At 70.7% G+C, this 15840-nt stretch carries 14 protein-coding genes, 1 tRNA gene and 1 riboswitch; of the genes, 14 read left to right on the forward strand and 1 reads right to left on the reverse strand.

The annotated features are described in order from the left end of the window. Positions 1 to 34: 34 nt before the first annotated feature. The 3 genes from V5F67_RS19490 to V5F67_RS19500 all read left to right on the forward strand — a co-directional run bounded on the left by V5F67_RS19490 (position 35) and on the right by V5F67_RS19500 (position 2217). Entirely contained in the window at positions 35 to 496 is a 462-nt protein-coding gene (locus V5F67_RS19490; RefSeq protein ID WP_394020125.1) for a tripartite tricarboxylate transporter TctB family protein, read from the forward strand. 10 nt (positions 497 to 506) lie between these two features. Further along, positions 507 to 2006, forward strand: a complete 1500-nt coding sequence (locus V5F67_RS19495; protein WP_394020127.1) for a tripartite tricarboxylate transporter permease — start codon at positions 507 to 509, stop codon at positions 2004 to 2006. A gap of 135 nt (positions 2007 to 2141) precedes the next feature. Then, positions 2142 to 2217 (forward strand) — tRNA-Lys (locus tag V5F67_RS19500). A 222-nt stretch (positions 2218 to 2439) separates the two neighbouring features. Here the strand turns inward: V5F67_RS19500 and V5F67_RS19505 are convergent. Next, the gene (locus tag V5F67_RS19505) at positions 2440 to 3729 is read right to left on the reverse strand and encodes a D-amino acid dehydrogenase (RefSeq protein ID WP_394020421.1); all 1290 of its coding nucleotides are present in this window, start codon (positions 3727 to 3729) and stop codon (positions 2440 to 2442) included. Positions 3730 to 3847: 118 nt separating this feature from the next. After that, a riboswitch (glycine riboswitch) is annotated at positions 3848 to 3949 on the reverse strand. Between the two features lie 227 nt (positions 3950 to 4176). Between V5F67_RS19505 and V5F67_RS19510 the strand changes: the two genes are divergently transcribed. The 11 genes from V5F67_RS19510 to V5F67_RS19560 all read left to right on the forward strand — a co-directional run bounded on the left by V5F67_RS19510 (position 4177) and on the right by V5F67_RS19560 (position 15785). Then, positions 4177 to 5355 (forward strand): branched-chain amino acid ABC transporter substrate-binding protein, encoded by a 1179-nt coding sequence (locus V5F67_RS19510; RefSeq protein WP_394020129.1) that lies wholly within the window; start codon positions 4177 to 4179, stop codon positions 5353 to 5355. 70 nt (positions 5356 to 5425) lie between these two features. Further along, positions 5426 to 6349 carry a branched-chain amino acid ABC transporter permease gene (locus V5F67_RS19515; RefSeq protein ID WP_394020131.1) on the forward strand — a complete coding sequence of 308 codons (924 nt, stop codon included), beginning with the start codon at positions 5426 to 5428 and terminating at the stop codon, positions 6347 to 6349. 2 nt (positions 6350 to 6351) lie between these two features. After that, positions 6352 to 7503 (forward strand): branched-chain amino acid ABC transporter permease, encoded by a 1152-nt coding sequence (locus V5F67_RS19520; protein ID WP_394020133.1) that lies wholly within the window; start codon positions 6352 to 6354, stop codon positions 7501 to 7503. Continuing rightward, the gene (locus V5F67_RS19525) at positions 7500 to 8273 is read left to right on the forward strand and encodes an ABC transporter ATP-binding protein (RefSeq protein WP_394020135.1); all 774 of its coding nucleotides are present in this window, start codon (positions 7500 to 7502) and stop codon (positions 8271 to 8273) included. Before V5F67_RS19520 ends, V5F67_RS19525 begins: the two co-directional genes overlap by 4 nt. Continuing rightward, the gene (locus tag V5F67_RS19530) at positions 8270 to 8974 is read left to right on the forward strand and encodes an ABC transporter ATP-binding protein (protein ID WP_394020137.1); all 705 of its coding nucleotides are present in this window, start codon (positions 8270 to 8272) and stop codon (positions 8972 to 8974) included. The genes V5F67_RS19525 and V5F67_RS19530 overlap by 4 nt, the downstream gene beginning before the upstream one ends. Positions 8975 to 9031: 57 nt before the next feature. Further along, complete coding sequence (locus V5F67_RS19535) at positions 9032 to 10210, forward strand: M20 family metallopeptidase (RefSeq protein WP_394020139.1); 1179 nt, start codon at positions 9032 to 9034, stop codon at positions 10208 to 10210. After that, a complete protein-coding gene (locus tag V5F67_RS19540; protein WP_394020141.1) occupies positions 10207 to 10842 on the forward strand; it encodes a cupin domain-containing protein in 636 nt (211 codons plus the stop codon). The genes V5F67_RS19535 and V5F67_RS19540 overlap by 4 nt, the downstream gene beginning before the upstream one ends. A 123-nt stretch (positions 10843 to 10965) precedes the next feature. Further along, positions 10966 to 11634 carry a DUF1326 domain-containing protein gene (locus tag V5F67_RS19545; RefSeq protein WP_394020143.1) on the forward strand — a complete coding sequence of 223 codons (669 nt, stop codon included), beginning with the start codon at positions 10966 to 10968 and terminating at the stop codon, positions 11632 to 11634. 13 nt (positions 11635 to 11647) lie between these two features. Further along, positions 11648 to 12433: a DUF2182 domain-containing protein gene (locus V5F67_RS19550; RefSeq protein ID WP_394020145.1), complete on the forward strand. Its 786-nt coding sequence runs from the start codon at positions 11648 to 11650 to the stop codon at positions 12431 to 12433. A gap of 281 nt (positions 12434 to 12714) precedes the next feature. Beyond that, the gene (locus V5F67_RS19555) at positions 12715 to 14460 is read left to right on the forward strand and encodes a type I secretion system permease/ATPase (protein WP_394020147.1); all 1746 of its coding nucleotides are present in this window, start codon (positions 12715 to 12717) and stop codon (positions 14458 to 14460) included. After that, positions 14457 to 15785, forward strand: coding sequence for an HlyD family type I secretion periplasmic adaptor subunit (locus V5F67_RS19560; RefSeq protein WP_394020149.1), 1329 nt, complete (start codon positions 14457 to 14459; stop codon positions 15783 to 15785). The genes V5F67_RS19555 and V5F67_RS19560 overlap by 4 nt, the downstream gene beginning before the upstream one ends. The last annotated feature ends 55 nt before the right edge of the window (positions 15786 to 15840 follow it).

A 15840-nucleotide genomic window follows, 5' to 3' on the forward strand; every position in this document is an offset into this window, starting at 1 on the left:
GATCACAAGAACGACCAGTGGCTGAGGGGAGGCTATGAGTTTGGTGCGAAATCCCAAGGATGTCCTTGCGGGACTCCTCTTCATTGCCCTTGCGGCGCTGTTCGCGTGGCAGGCGCTCGACCTGCCCTTCGGCACATCGAGCCGCATGGGTCCGGGCTACTTTCCCATGGTGCTGTCTGGCACCCTCGCCTTCCTGGGCGCGGTGGTGCTGGTGAACGGCCTGCGCACCACCGGGGAAAGTCCCTCCGGCATCGCTTGGCGGGCGCTGATCATCCTCACCGGCGCGATCGTCTTCTTCGGCTTCGCCATGCGCCCGCTCGGCTTCGTGCCCGCGCTCGCGATCTCGGTCTTCGCCTCCACGCTGGCGAGCCAGAAGTTCCGTTTCCAGTCGGCGATCATCAACACCGTGATCCTGACGGTCTTCTGCTGGGCGGTCTTCATCAAGGGGCTCGGCCTGCCGCTGCAGCTCATCGGCCCCTGGCTCGGCGGATACTGAGGAGCGCGCCATGGAACTTCTCAGCAATCTCGAGCTCGGCTTCTCGGTCGCGCTCTCGCTCCAGAACCTTTTCTACTGCTTCATCGGCGTGCTTCTGGGGACGCTGATCGGCGTGCTGCCCGGCCTCGGCCCGCTCGCCACCATCGCCATGCTGCTGCCGATCACCTTCGGCCTGCCGCCGGTCTCCGCCCTCATCATGCTCGCCGGCATCTATTACGGCGCGCAGTATGGCGGCTCCACCACGGCGATCCTCATCAACCTGCCGGGCGAATCATCCTCGGTGGTGACGGCCATCGACGGCCATCAGATGGCCAAGAAGGGCCGCGCTGGGGCGGCGCTCGCCACCGCCGCGCTGGGCTCGTTCTTCGCCGGCTCGGTCGCCACCCTGCTGCTGGCGCTGTTCGCCCCGCCGCTCGCCAACCTCGCGCTGCAGTTCGGCCCGGCGGAATACTTCTCGCTGATGGTGCTGGGCCTCGTCGCCTCGGTGACGCTCGCCTCCGGCTCCATCGTCAAGGCGCTGGCGATGATCGTCCTCGGCCTGCTGCTCGGCCTGTCGGGCCAGGACATCTACACCGGCACCCCGCGCTTCACCTTCGACATGCAGGAACTGGCCGACGGCTTCGACTTCGTCGCCGTCGCCATGGGCATGTTCGGCATCGGCGAGATCATCCGCAACCTGGAGGACGAGCACGGCCGCTCGCTGGTCGCCGCCAAGGTGAAGGGCCTCCTGCTCACCAAGGACGAGTTCAAGGCGATCATCGCCCCGGTGCTGCGCGGCACCGCGGTCGGCTCGGTGCTCGGCATCCTGCCGGGCGGCGGCGCCATGCTGTCCTCGTTCGCCTCCTACTCCATCGAGAAGAAGGTCTCGAAGACCCCGAAGGAGTTCGGCAAGGGCGCCATCGCCGGCGTCGCCGGTCCGGAAAGCGCCAACAATGCCGGCGCCCAGACCTCGTTCATCCCCATGCTGACGCTGGGCATCCCGTCGAACCCGGTGATGGCGCTCATGATCGGCGCGCTCATCATCCAGGGCATCACGCCGGGGCCGAACGTGGTGACGGAGAAGCCGGACCTGTTCTGGGGCATCATCGCCTCCATGTGGGTCGGCAACGCCATGCTGGTGCTGCTCAACCTGCCGCTGATCGGCATGTGGGTGCGCCTGCTGACCGTGCCCTACCACCTGCTGTTCCCGGCCATCATCGCCTTCTGCTGCATCGGCGTGTACTCGGTGAACAACAACGCCTTCGACGTCTACTCGATGGCGCTGTTCGGGGTGCTGGGCTACGCGCTGGTGAAGCTCGACTGCGAGCCCGCGCCCATGCTGCTGGGCTTCGTCATCGGGCCGATGCTGGAGGAGTACCTGCGGCGCGCCATGCTGATCTCGCGCGGCGACCCGATGGTGTTCCTCACCCGCCCGATCTCGGCGGTGCTGCTGATCCTCGCCGTCGTCGCGCTGGTGATGGTGCTGCTGCCCTCGGTGCAGAAGACCCGTGAGGAGGCCTTCAAGGAGTGAGCCTTGCGGCGCGGCGGCGTACCGTCGCCGTGCCGGCTGGACCGATCCGACGACCGGCAAAAAAGTGCGCCTCCGCTCTTGTAAGGGCGGGGGCGTTTTGCTAAACGGACGCCTCCTTCCGGGGCCACCCGGAACGGGCGCATAGCTCAGTTGGTAGAGCAGCTGACTCTTAATCAGCGGGTCCTAGGTTCGAGCCCTAGTGCGCCCACCACTTATCCCCCTGAAATCGATGCGATTTTGGAGCCGCGAGGCGGAGTGGCGGCCCATCGGGGCCGTCCCCACCGCGCCGCCTCGAAGACGAGCGCGCCGGGCCTGCCCCTCCGGCTGCGGCGCCCCCGCGCTTGCCATGACCGGCCAGAAAGCGCAGCGGTGGCCTCGGTGCGGCGCGCGCAGGCGCGTGCCGCATGGGGTGAGCGCCGAGGCCGCGCCGCCTTCAGCGCGCCGCGCCGATGGCCTCTGCGATCAGGTGCGCGGTGCCGGCCGAGAGCGTCCAGCCGAGATGGCCATGGCCGGTGTTGTACCAGACGCCCGGCCGGCGGCCCGGTCCGACGCGCGGCATCATGGACGGCGTCATCGGCCGCAGCCCGGCCCAGGGCTGGATGCGCCCGGTGCCGACGCCCGGGAACAGCGTGCGCACCCAGCGCACCAGCGGGGCGATGCGCTCCGCGCGGATGTCCCGGTTCTCGCCCGCGAACTCGGCGGTGCCGGCGACGCGGAAGCGCTCGCGCCCGAGCCGGCTGGTGACGATCTTGGTGGCGTCGTCCAGGAGGCTCACCCACGGTGCCCCGGCCTGGCTTTCCGCGTCGTCGAGATGAACGGTGATGGAATAGCCCTTCACCGGATAGATGTTCACCCGGTCGCCGAGCTGCGCGGCGAGGGCGCGGCTGGCGATGCCGGCGCAGATCACCACGCCGTCCGCCTCCAGCACCTCGGCGGCGCCCGCCTGCGGGCCGGCCTGGGACCAGCGGATGCGCACGCCCGCCCCATCGGCCGTGACCGCCTCCACCTTCGCCTCGTGCAGGAATGCGACGCCCTGCCTGCGGCAGGCATGGGCGAGGCCGCGCGTGAACCTGTGGATGTCGCCCGTGGCGTCCGAGGGGGTGTAGAAGCCGCCATGGAACGCGCCTTCCAGCGCCGGCTCGATGGCGCGCATCTCCTCCGGCGTCACAGCGCGGCGCTCCAGCCCGCCTTCGGCCAGGAGCGCGTTGACCCGGCCCGCATGCTCGAAGCCGGCGCGGTCGCGGTAGACGTGGAGGATGCCGCGCTGCTCCAGGTCGAAGTCGATGTTCTCGCGCGCGGCGGTCTCGATCAGCAGGCGCCGTGCCAGGACCGCGAGCCGCGCGGTCGCGACCGTGTTGGCGCGGTAGTTGCGGATCTCGCCGAGGAACTCCGCGATCCAGGAATACTTGTGCCAGGACGGCATCGGGTTCAGCAGCAGCGGCGCGTCCCTGCGCACCATCCATTTGAGGCCCTTGGCGATGGTCGAGGCGTGGTTCCACACCTCGGCATTGCTGGCCGACAGCTGGCCGCCATTGGCGAACGACGTGTCCATGGCGGGATAGCGCTCGCGCTCGATGACGCTGACGCGGTGGCCATTGCGGGCGAGCGCATAGGCGGTGGTGACGCCGGTGATGCCGGCGCCGATGACGGCGAGATGGGACATGGCTTCCTCTCGAAGCGCACGGGGACAGGAGGAGCGCCGAAGCGCCCCGGCGAGCCCCATCTGTCCCGGCACCTGAGAGCTTAATCCGCCGCCGGGAGCGCGCGGCTCCTGGCGGAAGATTTCCCCTTCGGTGGGCGCCCCGCGGGAGATTGTCCCGCCAGCGCCTCTCTCCAGATCGTCCTGCCGCGCGGTCCTTCTGCCTGAGAGTTTCCTGGGGCGCTTGCTCCGTCGGCGCCGCCCCGGCGGCAGGCGCCCGAGCGGTCTCTCCCACGCGACATGGTCGGACGCGCCTTTGTCCCAGAGATCGCATTGCGGCGCAACAGCGGCCGCCGGCCTCGCCGCCGCGCATGTGGGCACATGGCCTCGCAAAGGCTTGAAGCTACATGATCCACGGTCCATGAAAATTTTATTCAAGTCGTTTGACTTTTATGAAAATGATTGTCTATCCTCACATCCGGTTCTTCCAGACCCCGTCCAACGGGGCACCTTTTCCAGAGGATCGGAACAATGAACGTAGCTCTCGACCGGCTGCGACGGGCAGCCGCGTGCGCCGTCGCCTGCCTTGCGCTCGGCGCCTCCCAGGTCCAGGCGAAGGACGAGGTGTCCGTCGCCTTCATCGGCCCGCTCACGGGCGGCGTCTCCGCCATCGGCATCGGCGCGCGCAACTCCGCGAGCCTCGCGGTCGCCCTGCGCAACCAGGACCCCAAGGCGAAATACACCTACAACCTCGTGGCGCTGGACGACGAGTGCAAGCCGAACGTGGGCATCCAGGTGGCCACCAAGGCGGCGACCGACAAGAAGATCATCGGCGCCGTGGCGCACTATTGCTCGGCCGTCGCCATGGGCACCGTGAACGTGTTCCACGAGTTCGGCCTGCCCGCGATCGTCTGGGGCGCGGTGCTGCCCGAGATCACCAGCGGCAACGACTTCGACGAGGTCTTCCGCGTCAACGGCACCATGCTCAGCCAGGAATTCACCGCGTCGAAGTTCATGACGCAGCAGGGCTTCAAGACCTGGGCCGTGATCCACGACACCACCGACTACGGCAAGGGCCACAACAAGTATTTCACCAAGTTCATCACCGATGCCGGCGGCAAGATCCTCGGCAGCTTCGGCGTCTCCTCGGACCAGCAGGACTTCACCGCCGAGCTCACCCAGATCAAGGCGCTGAACCCGGACGTGATCTACTTCGCCGGCCTCGCCCCGCTCGGCATCCGCATCCGCTCGCAGATGGACAAGCTCGGCCTCGGCGACGTGCAGTTCGAGGGCGCCTCGGGCATCGTCTCCGACACCTTCGCGGCCACGCTCGGCCCGCTCGCCGAGGGCGCCCTCGCCTTCCATGCCGGCGTACCGATCGCCAAGCTGCCGGGCGGCCGGTTCTTCATGGCCGAGTACGAGAAGGCCGGCTTCAAGGAGCCGCCGGAAATCTGGGGCCCGTTCTCCTTCGCCGCCATGAACCTGCTCCTCGACACCATCGAGAAGGTCGGCCCCAACCGCAAGGCTGTGGTCAAGGCGCTGATGGACGTGAAGGACGCCGCCTCCATCGTCGGCCCGATCACCTTCGACAAGGACGGCCAGAACGAGCTGGCGCTCATCACCACCTACATCGTCCAGGACGGCAAGTGGATTCCCTGGGAGCAATCGGAATACGCCACCGGCCAGCGCAAGCTGAAGAAGCGCCCGTGAGCCTGCCGCCGCCCCCCGCGGGGGGCGGCGCCCCGACCCTTCCCGCATTCACACCGGAGCCGGTTTCTCCATGGACATGGCGGCGCTGAGCCAGCACGTCACCAACAGCCTGATGCTGGGCATGATGTACGCCCTCGTGGCGGTTGGCTTCACCCTGTTCTTCGGCGTCCTCGACGTCATCAAGTTCTCGCACGGCGACGTGCTCATGGTGGGTGCGTTCGCGGCCTATACCGTGGCCGCCGCGCTCAGCGCGTCGGGCATCGCCGCCAGCTCCTTCGCGGTGATCGCCCTGGCGCTCGCCGGGGCGATCCTCGTGACCGCGCTGCTCGGCATCCTCATCGCCCGGGTGCTGGTGCTGCCGCTGAGGCAAGCGCCCGCCCTCAACGTGCTGCTCATCACGCTGATGGCCGGGACGCTGCTGCGCGAGGCGGTGCGCCTGTTCTATCCGGACGGGGCCAACCCCAAGCCGTTCCCGCGCCTGCTGCCCTCGGGCAGCATGGAGCTCGGCGCCGTCAGCCTGCGCTATGACAGCCTCATCCTGCTGGCGGCGGGGCTCGTGGTGATCATCGCCGTGCACGTCTTCATCAACCGCACCCGCTACGGCCTCGCCATGAAGGCGGTGGCGCAGGATTCGGAGACCGCCCGCCTGATGGGCGTCAATTTCGACCTGGTGGTGCTCGGCACCTTCGCGCTCGGCTCGGCGCTCGCCGCCGTGGCCGGCGTGATGAACGGGCTCTACTACAACGAGATCAATTTCGGCATGGGCCTGTTCCTCGGCGTCGCCGGTTTCTCGGCCGCCATCATCGGCGGCATGGGCAACTTCTACGGCGCGCTCCTTGGCGGATTCCTGTTCGCCGCGCTCCAGACCATCGGCACCGTCGCCCTGCCCATCCCCAGCGCCTACCGCGACGTGTTCACCTTCGCGGTGGTGATCCTCATCATGACGTGGCGGCCCACGGGCCTGCTCGCCGAAGCCCCGAGCGAGAGGGTCTGACCATGCCGGAGCTTCTCGCAAGACATCCGCGCGCGGTGGGCCTCGGCGCCATCGCCGCGAGCGCCGCATGGGTGGTGCTGCTGCTGAAGGGCGAGCACCAGTGGGAGGTGGCCGCGACAGGCGCGCTCGCGCTCGCGCTCGGCTGGCTGCTGCGCCGCCCGGCGCTCGCCCGCCCGCTGGCGACGGCCTTCACCGCCCACGAGGGTGTCATGGGCGCGGCGGCGATCGTCGCCGCCCTGGCCGTGGCGTTCGTGTTCCTCGACGACCATTTCAACCTGCTCATGCTGGCGAGCGTGCTGCTCACCGCCACCGTCTGCATCGGCCTCAACGTGCAGACCGGGGATGCGGGCGTCGTCAACTTCGCCGGCGCCTCGCTCTACGGGGCCGGGGCGTATGCGGCGGCGATGGTGGTGCAGTCGGGCCTGCCGCACATCCTCGCCTTTCCCTTCGCGGCGCTGGTGGCGGGCGCGATGGGGGCGGTCCTGGTGCTGCCTCTGTGCCGGGCGCGCGGCCACTACGCGGCCGTGGTCACCATCGCCTTCGCCATGCTGTTCAAGGGCTTCCTGGAGGTGAACGACGCCCTCGGCGGCCCCCAGGGCCTCCAGGTGCGCGGCATCGACATCTTCGGCTGGCGGCCGAACCGCCCGTTCGAGATGCTCGGGTACGACGTGTCGCAATACGCGGTCTACCTGGTGGCGGCGCTGGCGCTGCTCGCCGCCTCCCTGGTGCTGGCGCAGCGGCTGGAACGCTCCTGGGCCGGCCTGACCCTCGACATGGTGCGCGCCGACGAGACCGCGGCCGCCTGCTTCGGCATCCGCCCCGCGGTGTGGAAGGCGATCGCCTTCGTGTTCGGCAGCGTGCTCGCCGGGCTCTCAGGCGCGCTCTATGCCTTCATGGCGGGCTTCATCGCCCCGTCCAACTTCACGCTCGAGGACTCGCTGATCCTGATCTCCATCGTGCTCCTTGGCGGGCTCGGCAACCACTGGGGCACGCTGGTCGCCTGCCTGGTGGTGGTGCTGGTGCCGGAGAAGCTCCAGGTGCTTCAGGAATACCGCTTCCTCATCTTCTCGGCGCTGGTGGTGCTGGTGCTGCTGTTCCGCCCGCAGGGGCTGATCCCGCGCGGCGCGCGGCTCTCGGCGGGGGCGGCCCGATGACCGCGCTGCTCGAAGCCGAGGGCCTCTCGCGGCGGTTCGGCGGCATCGTCGCCCTCGACGGCGTGGACGTGACGGTCCGGTCCGGCGAGGTGCTGGGGCTCATCGGCCCCAACGGCTCCGGCAAGACCACCTTCTTCAACGTCGTCACCGGCATCTTCGCGCCCCACGGCGGCACGGTCCGGTTCGCGGGCGAGGACCTGACCGCCGCCTCGGCGCAGAAGGTCTACGAGAAGGGCATCGCCCGCACTTTCCAGCGCTCGCGCCTATGCCTCGATCTGTCGGTGTTCGAGAACGTGGTGCTGGGCAACGGCAAGAACCTCGACCGGGGGATCTTCCACGCCCTGTTCCGCAGGCGGGCGCTGGCGCGCGAGATGGACGCGCAGCTGGCCCACGTCCGCGCGCTGCTGGAGCGGTTCGACCCGGAGCTGGCCCGCGACCCGCTCCAGGCGACCGCCGGCCTGCCGATGATCCAGCGCCGGCGCATCGAGGTCTGCCGCGCCCTGATGGCCAGCCCGCGCCTGCTGCTGCTCGACGAGCCTTCCGCCGGCATGACCCACGAGGAGACCCGCCGCCTGATGGACGACATCCTCGCCGTCCGCGCCGGGATGAGCGACCTCGCCATCGTCATCGTCGAGCACGACATGGCCACCATCGAGCGCGTCACCGACCGGTGCGTGGTGTTCAACTTCGGCCGCAAGGTCTGCGAGGGGCCGTACCGCGCGGTCGTCGCCGACCCGCTGGTCCAGCGCGCCTATCTGGGGGACGAATGAGCGCCATCCTCTCATTGCGCGGCATCCGCTCCGGCTACGACCATGCCGACGTGCTCGCCGACGTCGACATCGACATCGGGGCCGGCGCCGTGACCTGCCTGCTGGGCGCCAACGGCGCCGGCAAGTCCACCCTGGTGCGCGCCATCATGGGCCTGACCCCGGCCCGCGCCGGCCGCATCCTGTTCGAGGGCGCGGACATCGCGGGCTGGCCGACGCACCGCATCGTCGGCGCCGGCATCGCCTGCATCCCCGAGGGGCGGCGCATGTTCCCGAAGCTGACGGTGGAGGAGAACCTGCGCCTCGGCGCCTACGCCAAGGGCGGACGGCTCTCGCGCGGGCTCGACCGGGTCTACGCCCTCTTCCCGCGTCTCGCGGAACGGCGCGCGCAGATGGCGGGCACGCTCTCGGGAGGCGAGCAGGCCATGGTCTCCATCGGCCGCGGCGTGGTGGCGGAGCCGCGTCTCCTGGTGATCGACGAGCCCTCGCTCGGCCTCTCGCCGCTGTTCGTGAAGGAGAGCTTCGCCATCATCCACAGGCTCAATGCCGAGGGCGCGAGCGTGTTCCTGATCGAGCAGAACGTGCGCCAGACGCTCGCCATCTCGCACGCCGGCTATGTGCTCTCCCAGGGGCGGGTCACCGCCTCCGGGACCAGCGCCGCGCTTGCCGCCGACGAGGACGTGAAGCGGGCCTATTTCGGATGAACGACCCGTCCGCGCCTTCGCGCGGGCGGCGCAATGAGAAGACATGGTGATCGCGTCGTGACCAATTCCTATGCCGTCGAACTGACCCGCGCCCTGGTGCGGATCGATACCGTCAACCCGCCCGGCAACGAGGCGCGGGCCATCGGCCTCCTGCGCGCGGAGCTGGAGCCGATGGGCTTCCGCTGCGCCGAGGTGCCGCTGGGGCCGGGCCGGTCGAGCCTGGTGGCGCAAGCGGGCGGCACCGGGCATGTTCTCGCCTTCACCGGCCACGTGGACACGGTGCCGCTCGGCTCGCGGGCCTGGAGCGTCGATCCGTTCGGCGGCGCCATCATCGGAGGGCGCCTCTACGGTCGCGGGTCCAGCGACATGAAGAGCGGCGTCGCCGCCTTCGTCGCCGCGGCGCGGGACTACGGCGGCCGGGGCGACGGGGAGAACGGCCTCGCCCTCGTCATCACGGCGGGCGAGGAGACCGGCTGCGACGGGGCGCGCGCGGTGGTCGAGGCATCGGGGCTGCCCGGCCGGGCGGATGCGCTGCTGATCGGCGAGCCCACCGCCAACGTCCCCCTGGTCGGCCACAAGGGGGCGCTCTGGCTGGAGGCGGCGGCCGAGGGCGTCACCGCCCACGGCTCCATGCCGCAGAACGGCGTGAACGCGGTGGTGAAGGCCGCCGAGCTGGTGATGCGGCTCCAGGACTTCGACTTCAACCACGCGCGCCATCCGGTGCTCGGCGCGCCGACGCTCAGCGTCGGCGCCTTCCACGGCGGCATCAACATCAACTCGGTCCCGGACCGCGCGGTGGTCAGCCTCGACATCCGCACGCTTCCGGGACAGTCCCACGACGCGCTCCGCGCGCAGATGTCCGCCTTCCTGGGCGCCGAGACGCGGCTTTCGACGCTGCTGGACCTGCCCGCCGTCTGGACCTCGCCCGAGCACCCCTGGGTGCGCCGCGTCTGCGCGCTCGCGCGCGACATCGCGGGCGCGAGCATCGCGCCCCAGGGCGTGTGCTACTTCACCGACGGCTCGGTGCTCGCCGCCGCCCTCGGCGCGCCGCCCGCCATGATCCTCGGACCGGGCGAGCCGGATCTCGCCCACCAGACCGACGAATATTGCCTCGTCGATCGCATCGACGAGGCGACAGCCCTCTACGCCGCCATCCTGAGGGACTGGTATAATGAGGCATTACGCGGTCCGGCGCCGGTCGCCGGACACCCAGCCGACGGACGGATCGCACCATGAGCGCGCGCGGGCAGACCTCGAGGAAGAACAGCGCCAAGGTTGCGCCCGGACGCCCGCCGTCCGAGGTGAGGGAAGCCCCGCCCATCGGCGTCAAGCTGCGCCATGCCCGCAAGGTGAAGGGCATGACCCTGGCCGAGCTGGCGGAGCAGGTCGGCATCTCCGTGAGCATGCTCTCGAAGATCGAGCGCGACCAGGCGGTGCCCTCGCTCCACACGCTGCACGCCATGGTGCGCGTGCTGGAGACCAATATCGCCAGCCTGCTCGCGCCGCCGCTCAGCGACGACCACGTGGTGTCCCATCCGCAGGATCGCCCGCACATCTCGGTCAGCTCGGTGCGGCCGGGCCACGGCGTGACCCTCGAATGCCTCATCAGCGACCGCGAGACGGCGCTCATGGACGCCAACATCCACATCATCGCCGTGGGCGGGGGCTCGGAGGGCACCATCGTCCATGACGGCCAGGAGGTCGGCTACGTGCTGGAGGGCGAGGTGGAGCTTCAGGTCGGGGCCAAGATGTACGTGGTCAAGGGCGGCGATTCCTTCTTCTTCCCCTCGAACCTGCCCCACGGCTACCGCAACGTCGGCGCGAGCGTCGCCCGCATCCTGTGGGTCAACACCCCCGCAACCTTCTGACCCATCGCGCGAGGAGCAGGCGGTCGCCGGCGCGCGATCCTTTTATTCAAGTCAATCCACACCCAATCAACCGATTGTCATGACCGGCGGCAGGCCCGGCCAGGACGGAAAGGAGCAGGACCGATGACCGAGGAGCGTGAACGCATCCCGCAATGGCGGATCGCCGGCGACTGGTTCGACCTGTGCAGCTGCGCGGTGGGCTGCCCCTGCGTGTTCGGCGCCAACCCCACGTCGGGCATCTGCGAGGGCGTGCTCACCTGGATCATCCGCGAGGGCCATTACGGCGACGTGCCGCTCGACGGCCTCGTCGGCATCCTGGTGGGCCATTTCGAGGGCGGCGTCCTGGAGCGCAACCGCAATTTCGGCTTCCTGCTGGACGACCGCGCCACCCCGGCGCAGCGCCACGCGCTGGAGCTGATCTTCACCGGCCAGGTGGGCGGCCACTTCGCCGCCTGGCGCGACCTCACCATCCGCCAGCTCGGTGTCATGTTCGTGCCGATCGAGCTGACCTTCGACGCCGAGACCTGGAAGGTGGTGGTGCCCGGAATGATCGACGGCGAGGGCGGCCCGTATCGCGATCTCATGGTGCCCAACGCCCAGGTCTGCAAGATCTCCAACGCCCCCCGGCCGGAGGTGGGCCCCGGCGACATCACGGTCGGCCAGGCGCGCAAGAACGTGCTCGACGCCTTCGGGTTCAAGTGGGACTGGTCGTCCTATTCGGCCAAGCACATCCCGTTCGAGCACAAGGGGCCGGGCGCCTTCACCTGGCGCCGCCCGCTCGACCAGCAGTGAGGCGGGGCGCGCGATGCTCACCCTCCCCGAACGCGCCGTCATCGCCGCGGCCCTCGCCTTCGTCACGCTCTCCGCCTGGCTCGGCTCCTGGGCGATCACCGCCGGCATGGAGGCGATCGACCCGACCTTCCTCGCCCAATTGTGCGCGCGGCCCTGGTCCGCCGCGGACTTCGCCAACGCCTTCCTCATGTGGAACGCCATGATGGTGGCGATGATGCTGCCCTCCGCCGCCCCCATGATCGATGCCTTCGCCACCATCGCCAAGCGCCGGCGCGCCCGGCGCGATCCCTACGTGCCGACGCTGGTGTTCGTGCTCGGCTATCTCGCGGTGTGGGGCGGCTTCAGCCTCGCCGGCGCGGCCGGCCACTGGCTGATGGCCAATGCCGGTCTGGTGGGGCCGGACATGGCGCTCAGCAGCGGCCTGCTCAGCGGCGGCGTGCTGGTGCTGGCCGGGCTCTACCAGCTCACCAGCGTCAAGCAGGCCTGCCTCACCCACTGCCGCTCCCCGTCCGGCTTCATCCTCTCGGAATGGCGCGAGGGCTATCTCGGCAGCATGGTGATGGGCTTCCGCCACGGCCTCTATTGCGTCGGCTGCTGCTGGGCGCTGATGCTGCTGATGCTGGTGGTGTCCATGATGGACCTGCGCTGGACCGCCGCCCTCGCCATCTATGTGGCGGCCGAGAAGCTGCTGCCGCATGGCGCCATCCTGTCGAAGGCGGCGGGCGTGATCGCCGTCGCCCTGGGAGCGGCCTTCCTCCTTGCCGGCGCGGCGCCTCTGCTCGCGGATCTGTTCCGCTGAGGCGGTGCATGCGCCCGCGATCCCACGACCGGCGCGCTCGAACGCCGGCGCGCCGCCGGGCCGCAATGACATGGCCGCCCGGCCTGACGCGACCCCACCCAATTGGGTGATGCGGGCGCTTGGCGGCCATGCAAGCCTTCCCCCATGGCAATCCAGGTTGAGGTTCCTGGCGCGGATCGGCTGATGGCGGGTGCGGCCATGGATGATCCGGGCGCCTCCTTTCTCCCCTTGGGCACCGCTCCCGCGCGGGGCGGGTCATGACGCGGCGCGCCCGGGGCGGAATGGGAGAAGGCGGGCGGGGCGCGGCGGCGCTCAGCCTGCGCGATCTTGCCCCGCTCGTCGCCGGCATCGGCCTGTTCTCGGTGGCGGTCAACATCCTGATGCTGGCCGGGGCGATCTACATGCTCCAGGTCTACGACCGCGCCCTGCCCTCGCGCTCGCTGCCGACGCTGGCGGCGCTGACGGGGCTGGTGATCGCCGCCTATGCCGTGCAGGGCGTGATCGACGCCGCGCGCGGACGCCTGCTCGCGCGCCTCGGCGCGACGGTGGAGGAGCGCCTCGCGCCGGAGCTGTTCGCGGATGGGCTGCACCGCACCGCGCGCCTCGGCGCGCCGGGGGAGTTCGCCGCCACCTTGCGCGACCTCGACCAGGTGCGCGGCTTCCTGTCCGGTCCCGGTCCGACGGTGCTGTTCGACGCCCCGTTCGTGCCGCTGTTCGTCGGCCTGTGCTTCCTACTGCATCCCTGGCTGGGCTTCACGGCGCTGGCGGGCGCCGTCGTCATCGTCGGCCTGGCGCTGGCCGGCGAGGCGCGCTCGCAGGCCCGCGTGAAGGCCGCGACCGAGGTCGCCGCCCGCCGCGCCGGCTTCATCGAGGGCGCGCGGCGCGGCGCCGAGGCGGCCCACGCCTTGGGCATGGTCGGCAACATGCGCGCGCGCTTCGCGCAGCTGGACCAGGAGAGCCGCGCCGGGCACGAGCGGCTCGCGGTGTCCTCGGTCAACCTCGCGGCGCTGTCGCGCGCCTTCCGGGCACTGCTGCAATCGCTGCTGCTCGGCATCGGCGCCCTTTTGGTGCTGCGCGGCGACGCGACCGGCGGCGTGATGATCGCCGCCTCCATCCTCATGGGCCGGGCGCTGGCGCCGGTGGAGCTGGCGGCCGCCCACTGGAAGGGCTACCTCGCCGCCCGCGAGGCCTGGCGCCGCCTCGCGCCCCGGCTGGCGGCCCTGCGCGCGGACCGGGCCACCGAGCGCACCGCGCTGCCGGCGCCGGTCGAGCGGCTGGACCTGGAGGCGGTTGCCGTCGGCGCGCCGGGAGGCGCGCGGCCGATCCTCCAGGGCGTCGCCTTCACCCTCAACGCGAGCGAGGCGCTGGCCCTCGTCGGCAAGTCCGGCGCCGGCAAGACCTGCCTGCTCAAGGTGCTCGCCGGCCTGTGGGCGCCGGCGGCGGGCGCGGTGCGGCTCGACGGCGCGCGCCTCGACCAGTGGGAGCCGGACCGGCTCGGCCGCCATCTCGGCTATCTGCCCCAGGACGTGGCCCTGCTGGACGGCACGGTGGCGGAGAACATCGCCCGCTTCGACGCCGACCGCGATTCCGAGGCGGTGATCGCGGCGGGCCGGGAGGCCGGCGTCCACGACCTCATCCTGCGCCTGCCGTCGGGCTACGACACGCGGATCGGCGAGGCCGGCCTCGCCCTCTCCGCCGGCCAGCGCCAGCGGGTCGCCCTCGCCCGCGCGCTCTACGGGGCGCCGTTCCTGGTCATCCTCGACGAGCCCAACGCCCACCTCGACGCCGAGGGCGAGGCGGCGCTGCTGGCGGCGATCGAGCGGGTGAAGGCGCGCGGCGGCATCGTCGTGGTCGCGGCCCACCGCGCCAGCGTGATCCGCGCCGCGAGCCATGTGGCGACGATCCGCGACGGCCGCCTCGCCGCCTTCGGGCCGCGCGACGAGATCCTCGGCCGTCAGGGCGCCGGAGGGGATGGCGAGGCCGCCGCCGCGCCCACGCTCGTGCCGCTCGCGGGAGGCCGGCCATGAGCGCGGAGCAGCAGCCGGTTCCGCGTTCGCCCAGCCCGCTCCAGCGCGCCCGCCGCGACCTCGCGATCGGCGGCGCCGTGGTGGCGGTCTTCCTGGTGGGCGGCGGCGCATGGGCGGCGCTGGCGCCCTTGTCCGGCGCGGTGATCGCTGGCGGCGCCATGACGCTCCAGGGCAGCGTCAAGTCGATCGAGCCGCCCATCGGCGGCACCGTCGCCGAGATCGCGGTGGCGGAGGGCGGCAGCGTGAAGGCCGGCGACCTGCTGCTGCGCTTCGACGACACCCTCGCCAAGGCCAACCTCGCCATCGTCACCCAGCAGATCGACGAGCTTCTGGCCCGCATCGCCCGGCTCAAGGTGGAGGCGGGCCTCGCCGCCGCCATGGCCGCGCAGCCGCACCTTCCCCCCGAGCATCAGCTAAGCCCCGTCCTCGCTTCCGTCTGGGCGGGGGAGACGAGCCTGCTCCGGGCGCGGGAGGAGATGAGGGAAGGGCAGAAGTCGCAGCTCTCCGAGCAGATCAACCAGCTGCACGAGCAGGTGAAGGGGCTGGAGCTGCAATCGGCGGCCAAGGAGAAGGAGATCGCCCTGGTCCATGTGGAGCTCGCCTCCATGGAGGAACTGGCGGACAAGAAGCTGGTCTCCATCAGCCGCGCCACGGCGGTGCGCCGCGAGGCCGCCCGCATCGAGGGCGAGCTGGGCCAGCTGCGCGCCTCCAGCGCCGCCGCGCGCGGCCGGATCGCCGAGATCAGCCTGCAGATCCTCGCCATCGACCAGAAGATGCGGGGCGACGCGCTGGGCGAGCTGCGCGAGGCGGAGGGCAAGCTCTCCGAGCTCCAGGAGCGCCGCGTCGCCGCGCTCGACCAGCTCTCGCGGCTCGACGTGCGGGCGCCGAGCGCCGGCACGGTGCACGAGCTCGCCGTGCACACCCTGAAGAGCTACGTGGCGGCCGGCGACAAGGTGATGAAGATCGTGCCGCGGGACGACCTGCTGGTGGTCAACGCGCAGGTGGAGCCCACCGACATCGACCAGGTCCGCACCGGCCAGCCGGCGCGCCTGCGCTTCAGCGCGTTCCAGCAGGAGACGACGCCGGAGATCGACGGCACGGTGACGCGCGTGTCCGCCGACGTCACCCGGGACCAGCGCACGGGCGCGAGCTACTACGTGGTGGAGATCGTGCCCGATCCCGCGGCGCTCGCGCGCCTCGGCGGGCTCGACCTCGTGGCCGGCATGCCGGTGGAGGCGCACCTCGCCACCCAGGAGCGCACGCCCTTGTCCTATCTCATGAAGCCGCTCGCCGACCAGCTGCGTCGCACCTTCCGGGCCGGGTAGGAAAGGCGAGGCAAGCAAAGCGGGGCTTCCCCGCCTCGCCTTCCCCCCATCCTCC

The organism is Xanthobacter pseudotagetidis, assembly GCF_043194795.2.
GTDB classification, from domain to species: Bacteria; Pseudomonadota; Alphaproteobacteria; order Rhizobiales; family Xanthobacteraceae; genus Xanthobacter; species Xanthobacter tagetidis_A.

What these genes read in the sequence shown, in the direction of transcription:
- V5F67_RS19515 (WP_394020131.1), top strand. Translation starts at nt 5,426, where the DNA reads ATGGACATGGCGGCGCTGAGCCAGCACGTCACCAACAGCCTGATGCTG.
- V5F67_RS19540 (WP_394020141.1), top strand. Translation starts at nt 10,207, where the DNA reads ATGAGCGCGCGCGGGCAGACCTCGAGGAAGAACAGCGCCAAGGTTGCG.
- V5F67_RS19510 (WP_394020129.1), top strand. Translation starts at nt 4,177, where the DNA reads ATGAACGTAGCTCTCGACCGGCTGCGACGGGCAGCCGCGTGCGCCGTC.
- V5F67_RS19530 (WP_394020137.1), top strand. Translation starts at nt 8,270, where the DNA reads ATGAGCGCCATCCTCTCATTGCGCGGCATCCGCTCCGGCTACGACCAT.
- V5F67_RS19520 (WP_394020133.1), top strand. Translation starts at nt 6,352, where the DNA reads ATGCCGGAGCTTCTCGCAAGACATCCGCGCGCGGTGGGCCTCGGCGCC.
- V5F67_RS19525 (WP_394020135.1), top strand. Translation starts at nt 7,500, where the DNA reads ATGACCGCGCTGCTCGAAGCCGAGGGCCTCTCGCGGCGGTTCGGCGGC.
- V5F67_RS19545 (WP_394020143.1), top strand. Translation starts at nt 10,966, where the DNA reads ATGACCGAGGAGCGTGAACGCATCCCGCAATGGCGGATCGCCGGCGAC.
- V5F67_RS19505 (WP_394020421.1), bottom strand. Translation starts at nt 3,729, where the DNA reads ATGGGGCTCGCCGGGGCGCTTCGGCGCTCCTCCTGTCCCCGTGCGCTT.
- V5F67_RS19560 (WP_394020149.1), top strand. Translation starts at nt 14,457, where the DNA reads ATGAGCGCGGAGCAGCAGCCGGTTCCGCGTTCGCCCAGCCCGCTCCAG.
- V5F67_RS19490 (WP_394020125.1), top strand. Translation starts at nt 35, where the DNA reads ATGAGTTTGGTGCGAAATCCCAAGGATGTCCTTGCGGGACTCCTCTTC.
- V5F67_RS19550 (WP_394020145.1), top strand. Translation starts at nt 11,648, where the DNA reads ATGCTCACCCTCCCCGAACGCGCCGTCATCGCCGCGGCCCTCGCCTTC.
- V5F67_RS19495 (WP_394020127.1), top strand. Translation starts at nt 507, where the DNA reads ATGGAACTTCTCAGCAATCTCGAGCTCGGCTTCTCGGTCGCGCTCTCG.
- V5F67_RS19555 (WP_394020147.1), top strand. Translation starts at nt 12,715, where the DNA reads ATGGGAGAAGGCGGGCGGGGCGCGGCGGCGCTCAGCCTGCGCGATCTT.